At 70.8% G+C, this 21,924-nt stretch carries 18 protein-coding genes; 11 read left to right on the forward strand and 7 right to left on the reverse strand.

The window, feature by feature from the left end; all coding sequences use genetic code 11:
* Nucleotides 1-228 precede the first annotated feature (228 nt).
* Complete coding sequence (locus tag BM066_RS05085; RefSeq protein ID WP_089924793.1) at nt 229-639, forward strand: TIGR01244 family sulfur transferase; 411 nt, start codon at nt 229-231, stop codon at nt 637-639.
* A 10-nt stretch (nt 640-649) separates the two neighbouring features.
* Here the strand turns inward: BM066_RS05085 and BM066_RS25845 are convergent, their stop codons facing one another.
* Complete coding sequence (locus tag BM066_RS25845; RefSeq protein WP_143093654.1) at nt 650-802, reverse strand: hypothetical protein; 153 nt, start codon at nt 800-802, stop codon at nt 650-652.
* A 60-nt stretch (nt 803-862) separates the two neighbouring features.
* Here BM066_RS25845 and BM066_RS05090 point away from each other — a divergent pair, with 60 nt between their 5' ends.
* On the forward strand, nt 863-1,771 hold the full coding sequence (locus BM066_RS05090; RefSeq protein WP_089924798.1) for an MBL fold metallo-hydrolase: 909 nt from the start codon (nt 863-865) through the stop codon (nt 1,769-1,771).
* 143 nt (nt 1,772-1,914) lie between these two features.
* Here the strand turns inward: BM066_RS05090 and BM066_RS05095 are convergent, their stop codons facing one another.
* Complete coding sequence (locus BM066_RS05095; RefSeq protein WP_089924801.1) at nt 1,915-4,779, reverse strand: long-chain-fatty-acid--CoA ligase; 2,865 nt, start codon at nt 4,777-4,779, stop codon at nt 1,915-1,917.
* A 197-nt stretch (nt 4,780-4,976) separates the two neighbouring features.
* On the opposite strand from BM066_RS05095, the gene BM066_RS05100 reads away from it, so the two are divergent.
* A complete protein-coding gene (locus BM066_RS05100) occupies nt 4,977-6,755 on the forward strand; it encodes an ATP-binding protein (protein ID WP_255367479.1) in 1,779 nt (592 codons plus the stop codon).
* A 39-nt stretch (nt 6,756-6,794) separates the two neighbouring features.
* Here the strand turns inward: BM066_RS05100 and BM066_RS05105 are convergent, their stop codons facing one another.
* A complete protein-coding gene (locus tag BM066_RS05105; RefSeq protein WP_089924803.1) occupies nt 6,795-8,294 on the reverse strand; it encodes a bifunctional aminoglycoside phosphotransferase/ATP-binding protein in 1,500 nt (499 codons plus the stop codon).
* A gap of 143 nt (nt 8,295-8,437) precedes the next feature.
* On the opposite strand from BM066_RS05105, the gene BM066_RS05110 reads away from it, so the two are divergent.
* Nucleotides 8,438-9,055 (forward strand): TetR/AcrR family transcriptional regulator, encoded by a 618-nt coding sequence (locus tag BM066_RS05110; RefSeq protein WP_089924806.1) that lies wholly within the window; start codon nt 8,438-8,440, stop codon nt 9,053-9,055.
* Here BM066_RS05110 and pdxH read toward each other — a convergent pair.
* Nucleotides 9,052-9,717 (reverse strand): pyridoxamine 5'-phosphate oxidase, encoded by a 666-nt coding sequence (gene pdxH / locus BM066_RS05115; protein ID WP_089924809.1) that lies wholly within the window; start codon nt 9,715-9,717, stop codon nt 9,052-9,054. The genes BM066_RS05110 and pdxH overlap by 4 nt on opposite strands.
* A gap of 106 nt (nt 9,718-9,823) precedes the next feature.
* On the opposite strand from pdxH, the gene BM066_RS05120 reads away from it, so the two are divergent.
* The 5 genes from BM066_RS05120 to BM066_RS05140 all read left to right on the forward strand — a co-directional run bounded on the left by BM066_RS05120 (nt 9,824) and on the right by BM066_RS05140 (nt 12,436).
* Nucleotides 9,824-10,165 carry a hypothetical protein gene (locus BM066_RS05120; protein ID WP_089924812.1) on the forward strand — a complete coding sequence of 114 codons (342 nt, stop codon included), beginning with the start codon at nt 9,824-9,826 and terminating at the stop codon, nt 10,163-10,165.
* Between the two features lie 48 nt (nt 10,166-10,213).
* Complete coding sequence (locus BM066_RS05125; RefSeq protein ID WP_089924814.1) at nt 10,214-10,915, forward strand: J domain-containing protein; 702 nt, start codon at nt 10,214-10,216, stop codon at nt 10,913-10,915.
* 71 nt (nt 10,916-10,986) lie between these two features.
* Nucleotides 10,987-11,463, forward strand: coding sequence for an ester cyclase (locus BM066_RS05130; RefSeq protein WP_089924817.1), 477 nt, complete (start codon nt 10,987-10,989; stop codon nt 11,461-11,463).
* Nucleotides 11,464-11,573: 110 nt separating this feature from the next.
* Nucleotides 11,574-11,990: an organic hydroperoxide resistance protein gene (locus BM066_RS05135; RefSeq protein ID WP_028041592.1), complete on the forward strand. Its 417-nt coding sequence runs from the start codon at nt 11,574-11,576 to the stop codon at nt 11,988-11,990.
* Nucleotides 11,987-12,436, forward strand: coding sequence for a MarR family winged helix-turn-helix transcriptional regulator (locus BM066_RS05140; protein WP_089924820.1), 450 nt, complete (start codon nt 11,987-11,989; stop codon nt 12,434-12,436). Before BM066_RS05135 ends, BM066_RS05140 begins: the two co-directional genes overlap by 4 nt.
* Here BM066_RS05140 and BM066_RS26355 read toward each other — a convergent pair.
* The 3 genes from BM066_RS26355 to BM066_RS05155 all read right to left on the reverse strand — a co-directional run bounded on the left by BM066_RS26355 (nt 12,417) and on the right by BM066_RS05155 (nt 17,554).
* Nucleotides 12,417-12,590 (reverse strand): hypothetical protein, encoded by a 174-nt coding sequence (locus BM066_RS26355; RefSeq protein WP_177218381.1) that lies wholly within the window; start codon nt 12,588-12,590, stop codon nt 12,417-12,419. The genes BM066_RS05140 and BM066_RS26355 overlap by 20 nt on opposite strands.
* A 436-nt stretch (nt 12,591-13,026) precedes the next feature.
* Nucleotides 13,027-14,967 (reverse strand): sialate O-acetylesterase, encoded by a 1,941-nt coding sequence (locus BM066_RS05150; RefSeq protein WP_089925011.1) that lies wholly within the window; start codon nt 14,965-14,967, stop codon nt 13,027-13,029.
* Between the two features lie 127 nt (nt 14,968-15,094).
* Nucleotides 15,095-17,554, reverse strand: coding sequence for a glycoside hydrolase family 3 protein (locus BM066_RS05155; protein ID WP_177218382.1), 2,460 nt, complete (start codon nt 17,552-17,554; stop codon nt 15,095-15,097).
* Nucleotides 17,555-17,711: 157 nt separating this feature from the next.
* Between BM066_RS05155 and BM066_RS05160 the strand changes: the two genes are divergently transcribed.
* Together BM066_RS05160 and BM066_RS05165 are read left to right on the forward strand one after the other, a co-directional pair.
* The gene (locus BM066_RS05160) at nt 17,712-19,694 is read left to right on the forward strand and encodes a glycoside hydrolase family 97 protein (protein WP_255367480.1); all 1,983 of its coding nucleotides are present in this window, start codon (nt 17,712-17,714) and stop codon (nt 19,692-19,694) included.
* Nucleotides 19,695-19,707: 13 nt separating this feature from the next.
* Complete coding sequence (locus BM066_RS05165) at nt 19,708-21,918, forward strand: sialidase family protein (protein WP_089924829.1); 2,211 nt, start codon at nt 19,708-19,710, stop codon at nt 21,916-21,918.
* Nucleotides 21,919-21,924 lie beyond the last annotated feature (6 nt).

Below are 21,924 nucleotides of genomic sequence, written 5' to 3' on the forward strand. Positions count from 1 at the left end.
AACGCCCCACATCCCATTGACATTCGAGATAATGCACCCGGAAACCGCTTCGGTACCGGTATCAAATGCTGAACACTGACGATCCTTGGGATATTTTCCCTAAGTATCGCTCAAATTTCCGACACATTTGGCTGGAACCGACCGTTGCGTGGGCGCCCAAGTGCCGGGATGATGCGGCCTGGCCGTTTCAGTGGCGCCCCACGCCCCTTCCGCGAGTGATCAAAGCCCATGACTGCGTTCCGACGTGTAACCGACTCGCTTTCGGTCAGCCCCCAGATCGCGATCGACGATCTGGACCGCGCCGCTGGCGAGGGCTTCGTGCTGGTGATCAACAACCGTCCCGACGACGAGGAGCCGGGCCAGCCGTCCAGCGCCCAGGTCGAGGCGGCGGCCCGGGCCGCGGGCCTGGACTATCTGCACGTGCCGGTGCGGGGCGGGCCGACTCCCGACCAGGTCGAGGCCGTACGGCGGGCGGTCGAGGGCGCCGACGGGCCGGTCCTGGCCTTCTGCCGCTCGGGCACGCGCTCGATCGTCACCTGGTCCCTGGGCCAGGCGGCGTCGGGCGCGGCCGACCGCGCCACCCTGGTGCGCCAGGGCGCGGACGCCGGCTACGACCTGTCGGGCGTACTCGGCGTCTAGGCTTGGGCGTCTAGTAGTGGTGGCTCAGGACGACCCGGGCCGCCATCGCCGACGGTTCGGGCTCGCAGCTGGCCAGCACGAACTGAGCCGCGATGAGACACAGGATGGCGAAGGCCGCGCGCTGGAGCCGTTTTGAGACAAAAATCGCTGCGTCGGCGGTCATGATCCAGGCTCCGAAAGGTTTACGGATCGTTCACCGCAAGACCGGCGCCGAGAGGCCGCCATGATCCCCTTCGTCCGCGAGATCGAGTTCGAATACGGCCGCTGCGACCAGGTCTCGCCGTCGATCCGCCGGGTGATCGCCGACAATCCGGGGCCCTTCACCTTTGTCGGCACCGGAACCTACATCGTCGGGCGCGGGACCGTGGCGGTGATCGATCCCGGCCCGGACCTCGACAACCATCTTAAGGCGCTGCTGGCGGCGCTGGAGGGCGAGACGGTCAGCCACATCCTGGTCACCCACCACCACAGCGACCACTCTCCCCTCGCTCGCCCGCTGCAAAAGGCGACCGGGGCGACCATCTTCGGCCGCCGCGCGCCGCATCTGGCCGCGCCGGCGCCGGGCCCGCTGCCCGACCGCCTGGCGCTCGAGGCCGGCGAGGACGAGGGCTTCCGCCCCGATGTCGAGATCGCCGACGGCGACGTCTTCGAGGGACCGGGCTGGACCCTGCGGGCCGTGACCACGCCGGGCCACACCTCCAACCACGTCTGCTTCGCCTTGAAGGAGGAAAACGCCCTGTTCTCCGGCGACCACGTGATGGGCTGGTCGACCACGGTGATCACCCCGCCCGACGGCGACATGGGCGACTATTTCGCCAGCCTGGAGAAGGTGCGGGCCGAGGGCTTCGACACCCTGTGGCCGACCCACGGCGCGCCGGTCCGCGACGTGGCGCCGTTCGTCCAGGCCTATGCCGACCACCGCCGGGCGCGCGAGGCCCAGGTGCTGGACGCCCTGGCGCGGGGTCCGACCACGATCAAGGCCATGGTCCCCGTGCTCTACGCCGCCGTCGACCCGCGGCTGCATCCAGCCGCGGCGATGTCGGTGCTGGCGCATGTGCTGCTGCTGGTGAAGCAGGGACGGGTGACGTGCGAGGGCGCGGCGGGGTTGGATTCCGAATATCGGCTGGCCTGAACACTTGCCCCCACCTGACCGCTACGCGGTCTGTCCGCCCCCATAGGGGGCGGAGCCTTTGGCACGGAACCGGCGGCCGAGGCTCTTCCCCCTCTGGGGGAAGACGACCGCGAAGCGGTCCGTAGGGGGCAAGGGGTGAAAAACTACCCCTTCACCGCCGCCAGCAGACGCCCCACCCGCCGGCAATTGCGGCCCATGTCGGGACCCGGCGCGCGGCCGACCGAGCGGATGTCGACCCGGGCGCCGGCCGTGTCGGGCCGCACCCGCACGATCAGGTCGTCCTTCAAGCCATACCAAAAGCTCTGGCCCACGGCCTCCAGCCGGCCGTCCATCGGGTCGTCGGTGACGATCGTCAGGCCGGCGGCCTGGACGGCGGCCTTGGCCGCCTCGTAGGCGTCGGCCGGCGAGCGCTGGAGCACCAGCGGCCGGGCGGCCGGGCAGGTCTCGGCGTTGATGTCGGCGACGCGGCGGCCGGCGAAGGCGAGCGAGCCAACCGGCAGGCTGGGATCGGCCTCGACGGTCTGGGCGTCGCCGCCCCGCGCCGCCAGGCCCGCGTCCGACAGCATCAGCGGCGTCTTCCAGTCGGTGGCGACGTCGTGGATCGGCGGCGTGCGTCCGCCCAGGACGTTGGCGGCGACCATGACGCCCAGGGCGGCGACGGTGATCGCCAGGGCCGCCAGGGCCTTCTTCCAGAATCGCGAGACGCCGCCGAACAGGGCGGCGATCAGGCCCAGCACGCCGGTGGCCACGCCCAGCACGGCGGCCTTGGGGGCCCAGTCCAGGGTCATCTGGTCATAGCCGACCGCCGGGGGAAGCACCCCGAACTTCACGCCCAGCGCACCAGCCGCCACCAGCAGGGCCGGCGTCAGGGCGATCAGCAGGGCCAGGTCGAGCAGCCCCGCGGTCGGTCCGCCCGACTTGCCGGCTTTGGCCCTGGCCTTCCTGCCGGTCGACGGCGGGATCACCGGCATGGCCAGCGGCGGCTCCTCGGCGACGAACACCGGCTTGGCGTGGAAGGCCTCTTCCGGCACGGGCCCGAGGGGCGGCGCGGGGTTCAGCGGGTCCAGGGGAAAGTGCTCCTGCTGGCCGCGGGCCTCGAAGACGGGCTCGGCCTCGGGCGCGAAGGCGGCCGGAGGGTCGGGCTGGGGCTCGGGCTCCGGCTCGGCGTCCGCGTGCGCCAAGGCCTCGACCACCGGCGGCTCGGCCAGGGGCGGCGGCTCGCCCAGCGGCTCCTCCGGCTCGGGCGCGTAGAGCCGCGCGGCCTGGGTCCCGTCGGCGGCCGCCAGGGCGCCGGCCGGCGGCTCTGGTTCGGGATCCGGGTCGGCCGCGGCCTCGGCCTCGGCGACGCCCGCGACGGCCAGGGCCGGCAGCACATAGTCCGCCATGCGCTGGCGGATCAGCTTCTTGTCGATCTTGCCGGTCGCCCCCAGCGGGATCTCGTCGACGAAGACCACGTCGTCGGGCGTCCACCACTTGGCGATCTTGCCCTGCAGGAAGTCGAGGAACTCCGCCTTGGTGGCGGTCTCGCCGTCCTTCAGCTTGACCAGCAGGATCGGCCGCTCGTCCCACTTGGGATGGGGCACGCCGATCACCGCCGTCATCGCCGCCTTGGGATGGCCCAGGGCGATGTTCTCGATGTCGATGGTGCTGATCCACTCGCCGCCCGACTTCACCACGTCCTTGGCCCGGTCGGTGATCTGCATGAAGCCGTGGTCGTCGATCGTGGCCACGTCGCCGGTGTCGAAGAAGCCCTCGTCGTCGAGAATCCGGCCGCCGGCGCCCCGGAAATATTCGGCGGCGATGATCGGGCCGCGGATCTTCAGATTGCCGAAGCTCTTGCCGTCGTGCGGCAGGCGCCGGCCGGCGTCGTCGGTCAGCTTCAGCTCCACGCCCAGCGGCGGCCGGCCCTGCTTGAGGCGATAGGGCATCTGCTGGTCGTAGGGCAGCTTTTCCAGTTCGTCGGTCATCACCGACAGGGTGCCGACCGGCGAGGTCTCGGTCATGCCCCAGGCGTGGACCACCTCGACGTCGTAGTCGTCGTGGAAGGCGCGGATGATGTGCTCGGGACAGGCCGCCCCGCCGATCACCACCTTGCGCAGCGCCGGCAGCCTGGCACCCGTCTCCTTCAGGTGCTGCAGCAGCATCTGCCAGACCGTCGGCACGGCGGCCGAGAAGGTGACGCCCTCGCTGTCCAGCAGCTCGAAGATCGAGGCGCCGTCCATCTTCGCGCCCGGCATGACCATCTTGGCGCCGGTCCCCGGGGCCGAAAACGCCACGCCCCAGGCGTTGGCGTGGAACATCGGCACCACCGGCAGGATCACGTCCTTCTGCGACAGGCCCATCACGTCGGGCTGCAGGGTGATCAGGGTGTGCAGGACGTTGGAGCGGTGCGAATAGAGCACGCCCTTGGGGTCGCCCGTCGTGCCCGAGGTGTAGCAGAGCCCGGCCGCCGTGCCCTCGTCGAAGCCGCCCCAGGCGCAGTCGGCGCGGTGCTGCTCGACCAGGTCCTCGAAGCACAGCAAACCCTTGAAGTTGGGCGTCTCGCCCGCCGGCCTGAAGTCGGCCGGCATGTGGTCGCGGTCGGTGAACAGCACCACGTGCTCGACGGTCGGCAGGTGCTGCAGCACGCCGGCGATGATCGGCATGAAGGTCAGGTCGACGAAGATCGCGCGGTCGCCGGCGTGGTTGGCGATCCAGGCGATCTGCTCGGGGAACAGGCGCGGGTTCAGGGTGTGGCACACCGCCCCGATGCCCATGATCCCGTACCAGGCCTCCATGTGGCGGCCGGTGTTCCAGGCCAGGGTTCCGACCCGGTCGCCCGGCTTGATCCCCAGGGCCAGCAGGGCGTTGGACACCCGCTTGGCGCGGTCGTGGATCGCGCCGTAGGTGGTGCGGACGATCGGCCCCTCGACCGAGCGGGTGACGACCTCGCGCGCGCCGTGCCACTGGGCGGCGTGGTCGATGATCTTGTCGACCGTCAAGGCCCCGTGCTGCATCAAGCCCTGCATCGGCCGCGCGCTCCCGATCCGTTATCGTTGTTCAGGCGAGGCTAGCGGGGCGGCGTCCGCCGCGCAACGCGGCGCGCCCGGGACGCGAACCTTGACCAGGCCGCGCGGATCGGCCGCAGGTTGCGCCCAAGCAAAGATAGTCCTTTGATGGTCTATTCTGTCGCCTAAACGACAGAGCGCGGACGGGGCGGATTCGGGTGCGAAGGTTCGACGCCATATGGGCCGACGACCGGCTGGACGAGGTGGCGCTGGACACCCATCGCCTGCTGCCGTCGCGCCTGATCCCGGCGACGATGACCACCGCGGCCGTGACCTTCGCCCTGGGGATCCCGGTCGCCGTGGGCTGGCTGGCCGCCCTGATCGGCGCCGAGAGCCTGGCCCGGCTGGCCACCCGCCGGTTCAGGCCCGGGATACGCGGTTCGCTCGGACTGCGGGCGGGTTTCGTCCTGGCGGCCCTGCCGATCAACCTGATCTGGGCGGGGCTGGGCGCCCTGCTGTGGCTCTCGCCCACGCCCGAGCTGAAGCTGGCCGCCGTCGCCATCTGGGTCGGCCAGATCGTCTACACCCAGAACTTCCGGCACCAGCCCGCCGCCCTGCTGGCGGTCAGCGCCATCGCTCCGATGACCAGCCTGGTCGTCTTCCCGCTGTTCTTGTACGACGCCCACGGCGTGGCGGCGAACGTCACGCGCTGGAGCCTGATCACCGTGGTGCTGACCACCGTCAGCGTCATGATGTCCAATCGCGCCGCAGCCAACCGGCTGGACGCCCTGACCCAGAACCTGCGCGAGGAGCGCGAGCGGGCCCTGGAAGCCAATCGCGCCAAGTCCACCTTCGTAGCGGTCACCAGCCACGAGCTGCGCACGCCGATGAACGGCCTGTTGGGCATGGCCCACGCCCTGGACCGCTCCAAGCTTGACGAGGACCAGCGCCGCCACGTGCAGCTGATGATCAAGTCGGGCGACAGCCTGATGCAGGTGCTCAACGACGTGCTGGACCTGTCGAAGATCGAGGCCGGCCGGGTCGAGCTGGACCATGCGCCCGTCAACCTGCACGATCTGGTCCGCGCCGCCGGCGACGCCTGGCGCGACGCCGGCGCCGAGAAGGGCCTGTGGCTGCGCGTCGAGATCGACCCGTCGGCCCCGGCCTGGATCCTGGCCGACCCCCAGCGCATCCGCCAGGTGCTGATGAACCTGATCTCCAACGGCCTGAAGTTCACCAGCCAGGGCGGGGTGACGATCCAGCTGTCCGCCCCGGAAGCGCAATCGGCGGCGGACGGGACCCGCGAGATCCGGCTGCGCGTGATCGACACCGGCGTCGGGATCGACGCCGGCGTCCACGACCGCATCTTCGAAAGCTTCACCCAGGCCGACAACGCCGTCTCGCGCAACCATGGCGGCACGGGGCTGGGCCTGACCATCTCGCGCGCCCTGGCCCGCCAGATGGGCGGCGACCTGGTGCTGGAAACCAGCCGGCGAGGCGGGGCGGCCTTCGCCTTCACCCTGCGCGCCGTCCCGATCGCGACGCCCGCCGCGCCGGCCGAGGCGGTCGAGGGCCACGACGCCCCGGACCTCGACGCCCTGCGCATCCTGATGGCCGAGGACAACGCCATCAACCAGGTCGTGGTCCGCACCATGCTGGAGGCGACCGGCGTGGTCCTGACCATCGTCGACCACGGCCAGGCGGCCCTGGACGCCCTGAAGGTCGAGACGTTCGACGCCGTGCTGATGGACATCAACATGCCGGTGATGGACGGCATCACCGCCCTGGGCGCCATCCGGGCCGGGGCGGCGGGCGACCCGGCGATCCCGGTCATCGCCCTGACCGCCTCGGCCATGTCGGGCGACCGCGAGCGCTTCCTGGCCATGGGCTTCGACGACCACCTGGGCAAGCCGATCCGGCCGCTCGACCTGCTGTCGTCGATCTGCGGCGCGGTGCGCGGCAAGGCGGAAGGGTGCGCGGAGGCGACGGGGTCTTAAGAATTCCCTCTCTCTCTTAGAGAGAGGGATTTAGGGCCCCTAGCCCATCGATTCCGCCAACGCCCGGGCCTCGTCCTCGAAGGCGCTGACCGTGTCGACGCGGCGCCAGGCGATCTCGCCCGTGTCGCGGGCCAGCTGGCTTTCCAGCACCGCCACGTCGGCGTCCGAGGCGTCGTTGACGCGGGCGGCGACGCGGGCGCGCAGCACTTCGGGCGGGGCTTCCAGCCAGACGCCCTGGAACGCCACGTCGACCTGCTTGGCCAGAGCCTCGGCGCGGGTCCGCTGCTCGGGCTTGAGGAACACCGCGTCGACCACCACCGAGCGGCCGGCGGCCAGGGTCAGGGCGGCGTCGCGGAACAGCTCGTCATAGACCCGCTCGCTCATTTCCGGCGTGTAAGCCTCCTTCGGCAGGCGCTGCAGCGAGGGCACGCCGCACAGGCGCTTGCGGATCTCGTCGGTGCGCAGGACCACCGCCCCGGGCGCCGCGCCCAGGCCGGGCGCGCAGACCCGGGCGAAGGTCGACTTGCCCGAGCCCGAGAAGCCGCCGGTGGCCACCAGGCTGACCGGCTTGGGGGCCAGATGCTCCAGCGCCGTGGCCAGGTAGGCCCGCGCCGCCTCGTCGTCGTTGCTGTAGGCCCAGACGTGGGTGCGCACGGCGGCGCGGACGCTGAGCATCAGCGGCAGGGCGGCCAGGCCGGTCCACAGACCCTCGCCGAAGCTGCGCGCGGCCTCGTCCAGATAGGCGTTCAGCACCCGGCCGGCGGCGTCGCGGCGGCGGCGGAAATCCAGGTCCATCAGCAGGAAGGCCAGGTCGTACTGGATGTCGATGTCGGACAGCGAGTCGTTGAACTCGATGCAGTCGAACAGGATCGGCTTGCCGGCCTCGACCAGGATGTTGCCCAGGTGCAGGTCGCCATGGCAGTGGCGGGCGAAGCCCTGCCCCGCCCGTTCGTCCAGCAGCGGACCCAGGCGCTCCAGCGCCAGGTCGGTCTCGGCGATCAGCCGCTCGACGGCTTGCGTTCCCAGGCGCGGCGCCAGGCCGCGCAGCAGGTTGGCGTTGGAGGCGATGGTGTAGCCCAGCGCCCCCACGCCGCCGCCTTGCGGCCGCAGCGGCGCCCCCGCGTGGAACTGGGCGATGGTGCGGCCCAGCGACTCCTCCAGCGCGTCGTCGATGGCCCAGGGCTGCTGGGCCAGCACCCCCTGCTCGTCGAAGCGGCGCATCTCCAGCAGGTATTCGACGATCTCGCCGGTCCCGTCCATCTCGACCCCGCCGCTATCGGTCCGCGTCAGGCGCCGTACGGCGCGGTAGATGTCGGGCGCGGCGGCGCGGTTGAAGCTCAGCTCGCGCTCCAGCGACCAGCGGCGCAGCTCCAGGGTGGAATAGTCCAGGAAACCGAAATTGACGGGGCGCTTGACCTTCCAGGCCGCCTCGCCGACCAGGAACACGCGGGCGCAGGACGTCTCGATCACCCGATCGGCCCGCTCGCCCATCCAGGCGGCCACTTCCTGCTCGCGAACCGTCTCCGCGTCCTTGATCACGCCCCGACCTCGTCAACCGCGCCTGAATTTCGGGCGCGGCGTCCCCATAGCGGAAAGTTCCGGCCACGTCGCGTCCGGCGCGCTTGCTTTCGCCTGAGTTGAATGCCTATGCTTAAGGTAATCTTAAATAGAGTCGCCACCGCATGCTGATCGGCGCAGTCGTCAATCGATCCGAACGCAAGAAGACCGAGATTCTCGCCGCCGCGCGCGGCGTTTTTCTCCGGGAAGGCTATTCCGCCGCCGGCATGGAGGCGGTGGCCCGGATGGCGGGGGTCTCCACAGCAACCCTCTACGCCTACTTCCCCAGCAAGGCCAAGCTGTTCGAGGTCGTCGTCCACGACGCCGTCCTGACCATGGCCGAACCCGTGCGCGCCAGCCTCGGGGCGAAGGGCGACGCCCGCGGCCGCCTGACCAGCCTGGCCCTGGCCTATGCGACCTTCATGTCGCTGCCCGCGACCCGGGCGATCTTCCGGATGGTCACTAGCGAGCGTCGACGCTTCGAGGCGGTGGCCGATCACTTCCTGCAGAGCGCCCACCAGGCCTTGGGCGGGGCGGCGACCCAGGTCGTCGAGGACCTGATCGCGTCCGGCGAACTGGCGGCCGCCCATCCCGCCTGGGCGGCCGGCCAGCTACTGGGCATGCTGGACCACGCCACCCTGGTGCTGGGCCTGGCGGCCGGCGACGAGACCCTGCCGGCCCGCCCGCTGCGCGACATTTCCGAGGAAGCGGTCGAGACGTTCCTGGCGCGGTACGGGGTCTAGGGAAACAGCCGCTTCGTCTCCCAGCCCTCGCCGCCCCGCTCGTAGACCAGCCGTTCGTGCAGGCGGAACGGGCGGTCGCGCCAGAACTCGATGACCTGGGGCAGGACGCGATAGCCCGACCAGTGCGGCGGGCGCGGCACCTTGCCGATCCCGAACCTCAGCGCCATCTCGGCCACCCGGCGTTCCAGGGCCAGGCGGTCGGGCAGCGGCCGCGACTGGTCGCTGGCCCAGGCCCCCAGCTGGCTGTGGCGGGCGCGGCTGGCGAAATAGGAGTCGGCCTCGGCCTGCGTCACCGGCTCGACCGCGCCGCGCACCCGCACCTGGCGGCGCAGCGACTTCCAGTGGAACAGCAGGGCCGCCTTGGGCTGGCCCGACAGCTCGAGGCCCTTGGCGCTCTGGGTGTTGGTGTAGAAGACGAAGCCGCGCGCATCGACGCTCTTGAGCAGCACCATGCGCGAATCCGGCAGGCCGTCGGCGTCGACGGTCGACAGGGCCACGGCGTTGGGATCATTCGGTTCGCCCTTGCCGGCCTCGGCCAGCCACTCCTCGAACAGGCGGATCGGGTCGCCCTCCGGCAGCAGCGGCGGCGGCGTCGCCTCGGTCACCTGGCGGACATAGTCGTCCTCGGACGGCGAGGCGGGGATCAGGGGCGCGTCGGTCATGGCCTGGATATAGAGCGGCGGGCCGCGCTTGACGAGGATGGCCGGTCGCGCGCATCTGCCGCCGACGACGTCGCGGACCGTTCCGCGTCTATGGACCTGACCCCTGATGAAACTCGGCACGCGGGCGCGACTGGCCTGGATCCCCCTGGCGCTGTGGTGCGCGGCCGGCCTGTGGATCGGCTACAACGAAGCCGTGAAGTGGAAGGGCGACGACGTCCAGGATTGGATCATCCTGGCGGCCGGCGGCCTGTTCCTGTTCGCGGCCGGGGCCTGGAACCTCTGGCGGCTGCGCGCCAGGGCCGCCGAGCGGGCCCGGGTCGAGGGGCCGGAGGTCGACGAGCCGATCACCTGGCACCGCAAGAGCGGCTCGTGGGCGGTGATCGTCTTCGCCGCCGGGGTGTTCGGCGTGTTCGGCCTGGTCTGGCTGCTGAGCGGCCAGATCCGCTAAAGTCTTAACTTAACGCCCCGTTGACCAAACGGCGGCAGGGTCGGCGGCATGACCGCCGGCGCATCTCCCGTTCTGAGTCTCCAGGCCGCCCGCGCCATCCTCGGCGTCGCCCCCGGCGCCGACGAGCGCGAGCTGCGGGCCGCCTATCGCGAAGCCGCCAAACGCGCCCATCCGGACCGCCCCGGCGGCGACGCGGCTCTGTTCCGCGACGTGCTGGCCGCCTATCGCCTGCTGCAGGACGCCCCGGCGCGCCCGATCCATTTCCCGCCCGCCGTCGCCGAGCCGGCCCGGGTCGAGCAAGCGACCTTGCGGATCGACGCCGCCCTGGCCTTCGCCGGCGGCGCGCTGGAGCTTGGCCTGGATTCCCGCAAGCTGCGCCTGACCCTGCCGGCCGGCCTGCGCGAGGGCGACAAGGTGCGGGTCGAGAACGTCACCTTCCGCGTCGCGGTCACGCCCGATCCCGACGCCCTGGTGCGCGGCGACGACCTGTGGCTGACCGCGCGCCTGGATGCGCGCGCCCTGGCCGAGGGCGGCCGGATCGAGGTCGCCACCGCGCTGGGTCCGCGCCTGGTGTGGATCTCGACCAAGGCCGCCGCCCGCGGCCTGGTGCGCCTGCCCGGCCAGGGCCTGCCCGCCCGCGGCCCCCACCGGGCCGGCGACCTGTTCCTGCGCCTGGAAGCCCTGGGCGACGGCGCCGAGAGCGCGGCCCGCTCGCAGCTGAAGCGCTTCGCGGCCGCCTGGGCGGCCTAGAGGCTTCCCAAGCCGGGACCTGACGGGTCTACTGTCTTCGACGCCGCCGAAGAGCGACGGGAGGAACGATCATGACCCAGGACGAACTGCGCGCCCGGCGCGAGACGATCGTGCGCGAGCACATGGCCGACGAGATCGACCACGCCTGGGACAAGGTGCTGGCGACCTTCCCCCACCCCCGCTACGAGATCATCGCCACCGGCGCGGTCCACGACGGCCGGCCCGAGGTCGAGCGCTATTACAGAAGCTCGCGCCAGACCTTTCCCGACCAGCGCAACACCCTGCTGTCCCTGCGTCATGTCGACGACGGAGTCGTGGTGGAATTCCTCCTCGAGGGCACGCAATTGGGACCGCTGGGTCCCCTTCCGCCGACCGGTCGCCCGTTCAGCTGCCAGATGGCCGCCTTCTTCCTGTTCGAAGGCGAGACCCTGGTCTGCGAACGGATCTATTCCGACACGCTGAGCATCGTGCGGCAGTTGCTCGGCGACCTCACGGCGATGGAGGCGCTGGGAGCGTTGGTCGGCGCCGCGAAGGCTCCGGCCGGGTAGCGCGGCCGAGCCGATAGATCGCACGCGATAAAAAACTTCGCCCCGCCCCTTGTTATTAAATCGTACACGATTAAATCGTTCAGTATCGAACAACGCCAAGGAGGCATCCGATGTCCACCCTCTACCAAACCCGCGCCACGGCCACCGGCGGCCGCGAAGGCAAGGCCCGCAGCGACGACGGCCTGCTGGACGTGCAGCTGGCCCTGCCCAAGGCGCTGGGCGGCAACGGCCAGGGGACCAATCCCGAGCAGCTGTTCGCGGCCGGCTACGCCGCCTGCTTCCAGAGCGCCATGGCCTTCGTGGCCCGCCAGCAGAAGATCGGCCTGACCGGCTCGACCGTGACCGGCGTCGTCGGCCTGGCCCCGCTGGAGGTCGGCTTCAAGCTGGAGGTCGCGCTGGAGGTCGAAACCCAGGGCCTGACCCAGGACGAGGCCGAAGCCCTGGTTGCGACGGCGCACAAGGTCTGTCCCTATTCCAACGCCACGCGCGGCAATGTCGACGTCGCGATCACCACAAGGGCCGCATGAGCGCCAAGACCGAAAAGACCAGCAGCGAACCGGTCGAGGCCCTGCGCCTCGACCGCCAGCTGTGCTTCGCCCTCTACGGCGCCGCCAATCGAGTGACCCGGCTCTACCGGCCGCTGCTCGAGGCCCTGGGTCTGACCTATCCGCAGTACCTGGCCATGCTGGTGCTGTGGGAGGCCAGTCCCCGGACCGTCGGCGCCCTGGGCGAGGCGCTGGACCTGGAGTCCAGCACCCTGACCCCGCTGCTCAAGCGCCTGGAAACGCAAGGCCTGGTGGCGCGAACTCGCGATCCCGAGGACGAGCGCCGGGTGGTCGTCACCCTCACCGAGGCCGGCGCCGCGTTGCGCGACAAGGCCAGGGCCGTGCCCGAGCAGCTGTTCTGCAAGCTGAACATCCAGCTGGACGAGCTGGGCGACCTGCGCGAGCGGCTCAAGGCCCTGGCGGTTTAGCCGGGGCTTCGGCGTCGAAACTGTACGGCTCCGTAGGCGGCAGGCAGCGGACCAGGATCTGGGCCGTCAGCCCCGGCTCGGCGACGACGGACGGCTGTTCGCCGAACACCGCCTCCCACAGCTTCGCTAGCTCCTGATACGCGGCGTCGGGCACTCGGCGGTCTCCTCGGTGGAGGACAATGCCGCCGGGCCTCGAGGGTTGCAGGTTGACGGCGCGCGCGATGTCCGCGCGCGCCGTCGCCCCTGCCCGCGCCGGTCCCCCTGCCCAGGATCAAGTCGTGGTCGGGCGCAAGCCAAGCCATGACGGTAGGCGGCCCCCCGCGCCGCCGCCATGGGGCCAAACCCTCGATTTGCGGCGGAAGACGACGGAGATGATCCCGCTATTCGGCCCAGGGTCTGGACTCAATTGCAACATCTCACGGTTGTCATCCCGGCCGAAGCGAAGCGTAGAGCCGGGATCCAGGTGAACCGCACCGCCTTCGCCCAGTCCTCTGGGTCCCGGACAGCCTCTGCGAGGCTTCCGGGAGGACAACTGATTTTAGGCTTCCGAATATCCTTCAGATAATTTCGCCTCTCAATTGATTACGCCCCTAAGGCGCGATCGCCAGTTCGAACGGCGTCGCCGGCAGGCCGGTGGCGCCATAGAGGTTGAGGATCGGACTGTCGGCCCAGGCGAAGCGGACCTTGACCGGCGTGAAGCCGGCCGAGACCGCCAGCCGCACCTGATCGCCGGCCAGGGCCGCGTCGGCGAAGCGGCAGGCGCCGCCAGCGTCGCACAGCTCGAACCCGGCCGGCCGGGCGTCGCCCTGCACCACCGCCGGCTGGTCCAGCCGCACGACCACCGTCCCGTCAACCCGCGTCGCCGACAGCGGCGCCGGGCCGGCGGCGATCAGGGCCGTCTCGCCATAGGCCAGCTTGCGGGCCTGCAGGGCCAGGCGATGGCCGACCTGCTGCTTGTTGGCCGGATGGATGTCGTAGATGTCGCCGATGTCGACCGCCGAGGCGAGACCGACCTTGGGATCGGCCGCGGCGACGCGGCGCTCGGCGTCGCGCACGCCGGCCCAGCCGGACTCGGCCGGCTGGGTCCGGCGCGGCCCGAAGTCGGCCAGTTGCACCACCAGGAACGGCAGGTCCGCCCCCTGGAACGACTTGCGCCAGTCGGCGACCAGCGCCTTGAGCAGTCGCTCGTAGTTCTGCGGCTCGGCGGTGTTGGCCTCGCCCTGGTACCAGGCGAAGCCCTTCACCCCGTAGGGGATCAGCGGCGCGATCATGCCGTTGCGCAGGGTCGACAGGCCGCTGGCGCCCACCCACGGCGGGGTCGGCGGCACGCCGCTCTGGGCGGCGGTGGACGAGACCTTGTAGCGCCAGCTGGCGCCCAGGGGCGCGAACGAGCCGTCGTCGAACTTCAGCCCCTTCTCGGCGGCCGGACCCCAGGCCCCGCCGCCGCCGCCGGTGTCGATGGCCCGCACCGCGACGACGTTGGGCCCCGCCTTCAGCACGCCCGGCGCGATCTTGTACGCGCGCGGCTTGTCCCAGCCCTGGGTCGAGCCCACCTGGCGACCGTTGACGAACGTGATGTCCAGATCGTCGATCGGACCCAGGGCCAGGACGGCGCCCTGCTTGGCCTGCTTGGCGGTCAGGACGATCGTGGCCCGCAGCCAGATCGTGCCGTCGAAGGTCTCCAGGCCCGGATTAGCCTCCCAGAACCGTTCGGCCGGCATGGTCTTCCAGTCGCGGTCGTCAAAGCCCGGACGGCTCCACACCGCGGCCTGCGGCTCGGCCTTGGCGGCCCAGCGGTCGAACTGGGCGTTCCACCGAGCCATGCCGGTTTCCGGCGACCTGGCGTAGTCGGCCAGGATGGCCAGACCTTCTTCGTAGTCGCCCAGGGCGTGCAGGCCCTCGCGGCTGATCCAGTCCTGGATCACCGACCCGCCCCAGGTGGCGTCGATCAGGCCGACCGGAACCCCGGTGGCCTTCTTGATCTCGCGGCCCATGAAGAAGCAGGCGGCGCTGAAGTTGTTGGCCGTCTCCGGCGTGGCCGCGCGCCAGGCCGCCTCCTTGGGCAGGGCCGCCGTCGGTTCGGGCAGACTGACGCGGCCAGTCTGCAACAGGCGGATGTTCGGATCGGCCGAGCTGGCGGCCTCGGCCTCGCCGTTCAGCGAGCGGCGCAGCGGATATTCCATGTTCGACTGGCCCGAGCACAGCCAGACGTCGCCGACCAGCAGGTCCGAGATCGTCTGGCGCTCGCCCCCCGCCTGGACCGTCAGGGTCAGGGTCTCGCCCGCCTCTCGGGCGGGCAGGGTCGCCGACCAGCGGCCCTCGGCGTCGGCCGTGGCGCTGGCCTTGGCCTCGCCCAGCGCCAGCTCGACCGCCTCGCCCGGCCTGGCCGCGCCCCACACCCGGATCGGCTGGCCGCGCTGCAGGACGGCGTGGTCGGTGAAGACCGGGGCCAGCAAGGGCGCGGCCTGGGCGGTGACGGCCAGCCCAGCCAGGGCTGTGGCGGCCAGCAGGCCGAGGATCTTCGAACGCATGGACACCATCCCTAACCTCCGCCCGTCCCGGCGAAAGCCGGGACCCGGGCGGACTTTGCTATTCCGGGCTCTTAGGCCCGTCCTGAACCTCGCTTGGACCCGGCCTTCGCCGGGGTGCGCGGCGTTTTTATTGAGCCTTGCCCGGGCAGACCGCGCCGGCCGGGTCCGTCGTCAGCTTCACGCCCTGCAACGACACCACCAGCTTGCCGGCGGTCGACAGCTCGAACGGCGCGGTGACCTTGGTCACGTCGGTCCCGGCCGCCTGGAAGCACTTGAGCGACACCTTCAGGCTCTTCCACTCGCCGACCGGCGAAGCGTTCAGCACCGGGGTGACGTCCAGCTTGCCCGCCCCGATCGACAGGGCGACCGGCGCGGTCGGCTTGGCGTCGACGCGATAGTCGATCAGCAGGTCGATGTCGGCGTTGGCCTGGAACGACAGATCGAAGGCCTTGTCGGCCTCCAGGGCCGCCTTGGCCGCGGCGTCGCCCGAGAAGGTCAGCTGGCGGCCGGCTTCCTGCACGTTGCCGGCGTCCACGGGACGCATCTGCACCGCCGTGGTCGGGATCAGCTTGAATTCGAACGGCGACGGCGTCTTGCCGCCGACGAAGTAGTTGCTGACGTTTTCGGTGGCGATCGTGAAGCCCGGCTTTTCCGACAGCGTCCCGACCCGGACCTTGGAGGCGTAGGTCAGGCCGTAGCCGTAGGCGAACTGCGGATCGTATTTCTTGTCGCCGCGGTTCAGGGTGAACTGGCCGGCGGTCTTGGGCCAGCTGAACGCCAGCTTGCCGTGGAAGTCGGTGCGTGGCTTGCCCGCCTTGTCGCCGATCAGCACGTCGGCGATCCCGCCGCCTTCCGAACCCGGCAGCCAGGCCGCCACGAAGGCGTCCGAGGCGTTGATCTCGGGGTTCACCCACAGCGGGCGGCCCGACAGGAACACGCCGACCACCGGCACGCCGGCGGCCTTCAGCTTCTTGAGCAGGGCCAGGTCGGTTTTGTTCCCAGGCTGGTATTCCAGCGTCTTGATGTCGCCCACGCCCTCGGCGTAGGGCGTCTCGCCGAACACCACGATCGCGACGTCGGGCTTCTTGTCGAAGCTGCCGTCGACGCTGAGCGTCGCCGAGCCGCCCGAGGCCTCGACCGTCTCCTTCAGGCCCGAATAGATCGACTGGGCGTTGGGGAAGTCGGCCTTGGTGTTGCCAGTGCCCTGCCACGACAGGGTCCAGCCGCCGGCCTGCTGGCCGATGTCGTCGGCGCCCGAGCCGGCGACCAGGATGTTGGCCGAGGCCTTCACCGGCAGCACGCCGTTGTTCTTCAGCAGCACCAGCGACTCGCGCACGGCCTGGCGGGCGATGGCGCGGTGCTCGGCCGAGGCCATCACCGCCTCCTTGCCTTCCAGCGGGCGCGCCTGCTGGAACAGGCCCAGCTTGGCCTTCACGCGCAGGATGCGGCGCACGGCGTCGTCGATGCGGGCCATCGGGATCTCGCCCGACTTGGCCTGGGCCAGGGTGTTGGCGTAGAGGTCCTTCCAGCTGTCGGGCGCCATGTACATGTCCAGGCCGGCGTTGGCGGCCTGGGGGCAATTCTTGGGCGTGCAGCCGGCCACCTGGCCGTGGCCGTTCCAGTCGCCGACGATGAAGCCGTCGAAGCCCATCTTGCCCTTCAGCACGTCGGTCAGCAGGCTCTTGTTGCCGTGCATCTTCTCGCCGTTCCAGCTGTTGAACGACGCCATGATGGTCATGGTCCCGGCGTTGACGGCCGGCACGTAGCCCTGGGCGTGCAGGCGGATCAGCTCGGCCTCGGAGACCTGGGTGTCGCCCTGGTCCTTGCCCTCGTGGGTGCCGCCGTCGCCGAGGAAGTGCTTGGCGCTGGCCGCCACGTGGCCCTGCTGGATGACGCCGCCTTGAGAGACCGCGCCCTGCAGGCCCAGGATCATCTGGCCGGCATAGCTGCGGACGATCTCCGGATCTTCCGAATAGCCCTCATAGGTCCGGCCCCAGCGGTCGTCGCGCGGCACGGTCAGGGTCGGGCCGAACGCCCAGTCGAAGCCGGCGGCGGCGGTTTCCTGGGCCGTGGCCGCGCCGATCTTGCGGATCAGCTCGGGGTCGCGGGTCGCGCCCAAGGCGCTGTTGTGCGGGAAGAGCGTGGCGCCGACGGCGTTGCCGTTGCCGTGCACCGAATCGATGCCGAACATCAGCGGGATCTGCGTGCCGCCCTGGCGCTGGGCGGCGGCGTCGCGGAAGGCCTCGACCGACTTGAGCCACGGGCCGATCGGCGAGCGGTCCGGCGCGCCCAGCGGCGGAGAGCTGCCGCCGGCCAGGATCGAGCCCAGCGGATAGGTCTTCAGGTCATCGGGCGTGATCGAGGCGATGTCGGCCTGGATCATCTGGCCGACCTTCTCCTCGAGGGTCAGCTTGGCCAGCAGCGAATCGACGAAGGCTTCGGTCCGGGGATCCACCAGGCCCTGGCTCTTGGCCGCGGGCCACAGGGCGGGATGGGCGGTGGTCTCGGCCGCCGACGCGGCGCCGGTCAGGAGGGTGGTCGCCAGCAGCGCTGCGCAAAAGGCCTTGGTGTTCATAACTCCCCGCATCGTTTATCGTTGGAACTCCGACAACGCTGTCAATCGCATGCCGGCGCGTTCCGGGCAATCCGGGACGCTGTCTCTGGTACCGGTATCTAAAAGCTCGACGGGCATCCATACACCGTCTAATTTGTGTGACAAATAGAAACACCCGGGGAGGGAAGGCATGCGAGGATTTTCGGCTGGCCTGGCGGCGCGCCTGATGGCTGGGACGACCCTGGCGCTGGTCGCCGCCGGCACGGCCGGCGCCGCGGAACAGCGGCTGGCCTCGCCGGACGGCGCCCTGAAGGTCACGGTTTCCGACAGCGACGGCCAAGCCCGCTACGCCGTGACCTACAAGGGCCAGCCGCTGCTGGCCCCCTCGCCCCTGGGCCTGGCGGCGACGGGCGGATCGCTGTCCCACGGCCTGAAGATCATCGGCGCCGCGCCGGCGGCCAGCGACACGACCTACGAGCTGGTGGCCGGCAAGGCCCGGACCGTCCGCGACCACTACAACCAGCTCAGCGTCGACTTCCAGGAGCCCGAGGGCAAGAAGCGTCCGCTGCGGGTGATCGTCCGGGCCTATGACGACGGCGTCGCCTTCCGCTACGTTTTGCCGCGGCCGGCCGGCGCCGACGCGGTCGACGTCCGCGGCGAGGAAACCCGCTTCGACTTCCCGGCCGACTATCGCTGCTGGGGCCTGAACCTGGGAAGGTTCGGCTCCAGCCACGAGGGCGAGTTCGACCCGGTCCAGGCCTCGAAGATCCGCGAGCACAATCTCTATGACGCCCCGCTGGTCTGCCAGGGCGCCAACGCCGCCTTCGCCGTCGCCGAGGCCGACCTGAAGGACTATGCCGGCCTCTACCTGACCGGCCGGGGCGACGGCGGCCTGGGGCTGCAGGTCAAGCTGTCGCCGCGCCTGGACGACGGCGCGATCGCTGTGCGCGGCAAGCCCGGCGCCGACCTCGTCTCGCCCTGGCGGGTGATCATGATCGCGCCGACCGCCGGCAAGCTGATCGAGAGCAACCTGGTCGCCACCCTCAACCCGCCGACGGCCCTGGCGGACACCAGTTGGATCAAGCCCGGCAAGGCCGCCTGGGACTGGTGGAACGGCCCGGTGGTCTCGGGCGTGTCCAAGGCCGGGATGAACGACGCGACGATCAGGCGCTACATCGACTTCGCCGCCGCCAACGGCCTGGAATACATGCTGATCGACGACGGCTGGTACAGGAACAGCGGCGGGGCCGGCACGGTGAAGCCGGGCGCCGACGTCACCCAGACCATCCCCGAGATCGACATGCCGGACCTGGTCGCCTACGGCGCCGAGCGCAAGGTCGGCCTGTGGGTCTGGGCCCACTGGAAGTCGATGGACGCCCAGATGGACGAGGCCCTGGCCCTCTACGAAAAGTGGGGGATCAAGGGGATCAAGGTCGACTTCATGGACCGCGACGACCAGCAGATGGTCGACTTCTACCACCGCCTGCTGACCAAGGCCGGCCAGCATCATCTGATGGTCGACCTGCACGGAGCCGAGCATCCCACGGGCCTTATCCGCACCTATCCGCACTACCTGACCCAGGAGGGCGTGCTGGGGGCGGAGTACAACAAGTGGAGCCGGCGGATCACCGCCACCCACAACGTCACCCTGCCCTACACCCGCATGCTGCTGGGGCCGATGGACTACACGCCCGGCGGCTTCCGCAACGCGGCCCCGGCGACGTTCAACCCGCGCAACGAGCTGCCGTTCGTCCAGACCACGCGCGGCCAGGCCCTGGCCATGTACGTAGTCTATGACAGCCCGTTCGGCCTGGTGTCCGACAGCCCCGACACCTATCGCGACAGCCCCGCGGGCCTGGACTTCGTCAGCGCCGCCCCCACCACCTGGGACGAGACGCGGTTCGTCGGCGGCGAGATCGGCCAGTCGATCGTGCTGGCCCGCCGCAAGGGGGCGGACTGGTGGATCGGGGCCATGACCAACGAGGCCGGGCGGACCGTGACGGTCCCGCTGGGCTTCCTGGGGGCCGGGGCCTTCGCCGCCGACATCCGCCAGGACGGCGCGGCGCCGACCGACCTGGTCGCCACGACCCGCACGGTCAAGGCCGGCGACGTGCTGACTCTGAAGCTCGCCCCCAGCGGCGGCGCGGCCGTCCGCCTGACCCCCGCCCGCTAGACGGAAGCACCAGTTGTCCCCGTTCAAACGCCTTCTCGTCCTGGCGACCGCCGCCGGGGCGCTCGCCCTGGCCGCGCCCGCCGTCGCCGGCGCGCCGACCGTGCAGCCCTACAGCTGGAAGCCCGTCGAGGTGCTGGGCGGCGGCTTCGTCAGCGGCGTGGTCTACCATCCCACCGAGAAGGGGCTGGTCTATATCCGCACCGACATCGGCGGCGCCTATCGCCTGGACCGGGCGACCAACCGCTGGGTGGCGCTGAACGACGCCCTCAAGCGCGCCGACGGCCAGCTGGCCGGGGCCCTGAGCCTGGCCGTCGATCCGCACGACCCCGACCGGCTCTACATGGCGGCCGGCGAATATACCGGCCCCTACGCCCGCGGCGGCGCCCTGCTGCGCTCCACCGACCGGGGCGCGACCTGGGCCAAGACCGAGCTGCCGGTCAAGATCGGCGGCAACGAGGACGGCCGCAACACCGGCGAGCGGCTGATGGTCGACCCGTCCCAGGGCGCGGTGCTGTTCCTGGGGGCCAAGGACGGCCTCTACCGCAGCGCCGACCATGGGGCGACCTGGTCGCGGGTCGAGGCCTTCCCGAAGGTGCACGTCACCCTGGTGGCCTTTGATCCGGTGGAGAAGACCAAGACCGGCGAAACGGCGATCGTCTATGCCGGCTTCGCCGCCAGCAACGGCGGCGGCGGCCTGCTGGTCAGCACCGACGGCGGCGCGACCTGGGGCCTGGTCGGCGGCCAGCCCAAGGGCCTGATCCCGCATCATCTGGCGCTGGACGCCAAGGGCGTGGTCCACGTCGCCTACGGCAACGCCCTGGGTCCGAACGGCGTGACCAACGGGGCGGTCTGGACCTTCGATCCCGACAGCGGGACCTGGACCGACATCACCCCGGTCAAGCCCGGCGACGGCGACCTGTTCGGCTATGGCGGCCTCAGCCTCGACCCGGCCCATCCGGGCGTGATCGTGGTCTCCACCCTCGACCGCTGGGGACGGGGCGACGACCTGTTCCGCAGCACCAACGGCGGCAAGACCTGGAAGGCGCTGCGCGAAAAGTCCGAGCACGACGCCGCCGGCGCCCCCTGGGTCCGCGGCCTGGAGGGCAAGGCCGGCCGCGCCATGGGCCACTGGATCGGCGACGTCGACATCGACCCGACCGATCCCGACGAGGCGATCTATGTCACCGGCTACGGCCTGTGGCGGACCCGGAACCTGACCGAGGCCGACCGCTCGGGCCGCACGAACTGGCGGTTCGACGACGAGGGCCTGGAGGAGACGGTGGCGCTGGAGCTGGTCTCGCCACCCAACGGCGCTTCGGGCGGCGCGCCCCTGATCAGCGCGATCGGCGACATCGGCGGCTTCCGCCACGACGACCTGGATCGCGCCGCGGGCAGCCGTTATTTCGACCCGCACGGCGGCACCAATCGCGGGCTGGACTACGCCGAACTGGAGCCCGACATCCTGGTCCGAACCAGCGACCCGACGCCCACCGGCGGCTTCCGCTCGACCGACGGCGGCAAGACCTGGATCGCCTTCGCCAGCGCCCCGCCGCGCGGCGGCCGGCTCGACACCGGCCGCATCGCCCTGTCGGCCGATGGCAAGCGCATGGTCTGGGCCCTGCGCGGCGCCCTTCCCCAGGTCTCCAGCGACGACGGCAAGACCTGGCGCCCGGTCCAGGGCGTGACGCCCGGCGACCGCCTGGACTTCACGCCAGTCTCGGACCGCGTGAACCCGTCGCGCTTCTACCTCTACGACTCCGCCCAAGGCGCGGTGCTGGCCAGCGCCGACGGCGGCGAGACCTTCAAGACCACGGCGCGAAGCCTGCCGGGCGGACGGTCGCCGAGGGCGGTCCCCGGGATCGAGGGCGAGCTGTGGCTGCCCACGTTCCAGGGCCTGATGCGCTCGACCGACGGCGGCGACAGCTTCAAGGCGGTCGGCGGCGTCGACGAGGCCGGCCTGGTCGGCTTCGGCAAGGCCGCGCCGGGCCAGGCCCATCCGGCGGTGTTCGTCTGGGGCAAGGTCGGCGGGGTCGAGGGCGTGTTCCGCTCCGACGACGTCGGCAAGACCTGGATCAAGCTGCACGACGACCGCTGGGGCTTCGCCGAACTGCGCGCCCTGACCGGCGACCCCAACCGCTTCGGCCGCGTCTATCTCGGCGTCCACGGCCGAGGCATCCTCTACGGCGATCCTCCCGCAACCGCTTCGGCGCCGGCCCAGCCCTAAGGACTT

This window comes from Caulobacter sp. UNC279MFTsu5.1 (assembly GCF_900114015.1).
In the GTDB taxonomy this organism is placed as follows: domain Bacteria; phylum Pseudomonadota; class Alphaproteobacteria; order Caulobacterales; family Caulobacteraceae; genus Caulobacter.

Excerpts from the sequence above, each read along its gene's own strand:
- BM066_RS05085 (WP_089924793.1), top strand. The coding sequence starts at position 229 with ATGACTGCGTTCCGACGTGTAACCGACTCGCTTTCGGTCAGCCCCCAG.
- BM066_RS25845 (WP_143093654.1), bottom strand. The coding sequence starts at position 802 with ATGACCGCCGACGCAGCGATTTTTGTCTCAAAACGGCTCCAGCGCGCG.
- BM066_RS05090 (WP_089924798.1), top strand. The coding sequence starts at position 863 with ATGATCCCCTTCGTCCGCGAGATCGAGTTCGAATACGGCCGCTGCGAC.
- BM066_RS05095 (WP_089924801.1), bottom strand. The coding sequence starts at position 4,779 with ATGCAGGGCTTGATGCAGCACGGGGCCTTGACGGTCGACAAGATCATC.
- BM066_RS05110 (WP_089924806.1), top strand. The coding sequence starts at position 8,438 with ATGCTGATCGGCGCAGTCGTCAATCGATCCGAACGCAAGAAGACCGAG.
- pdxH (WP_089924809.1), bottom strand. The coding sequence starts at position 9,717 with ATGACCGACGCGCCCCTGATCCCCGCCTCGCCGTCCGAGGACGACTAT.
- BM066_RS05120 (WP_089924812.1), top strand. The coding sequence starts at position 9,824 with ATGAAACTCGGCACGCGGGCGCGACTGGCCTGGATCCCCCTGGCGCTG.
- BM066_RS05125 (WP_089924814.1), top strand. The coding sequence starts at position 10,214 with ATGACCGCCGGCGCATCTCCCGTTCTGAGTCTCCAGGCCGCCCGCGCC.
- BM066_RS05130 (WP_089924817.1), top strand. The coding sequence starts at position 10,987 with ATGACCCAGGACGAACTGCGCGCCCGGCGCGAGACGATCGTGCGCGAG.
- BM066_RS05135 (WP_028041592.1), top strand. The coding sequence starts at position 11,574 with ATGTCCACCCTCTACCAAACCCGCGCCACGGCCACCGGCGGCCGCGAA.
- BM066_RS05140 (WP_089924820.1), top strand. The coding sequence starts at position 11,987 with ATGAGCGCCAAGACCGAAAAGACCAGCAGCGAACCGGTCGAGGCCCTG.
- BM066_RS05150 (WP_089925011.1), bottom strand. The coding sequence starts at position 14,967 with ATGCGTTCGAAGATCCTCGGCCTGCTGGCCGCCACAGCCCTGGCTGGG.
- BM066_RS05155 (WP_177218382.1), bottom strand. The coding sequence starts at position 17,554 with ATGCGGGGAGTTATGAACACCAAGGCCTTTTGCGCAGCGCTGCTGGCG.
- BM066_RS05160 (WP_255367480.1), top strand. The coding sequence starts at position 17,712 with ATGCGAGGATTTTCGGCTGGCCTGGCGGCGCGCCTGATGGCTGGGACG.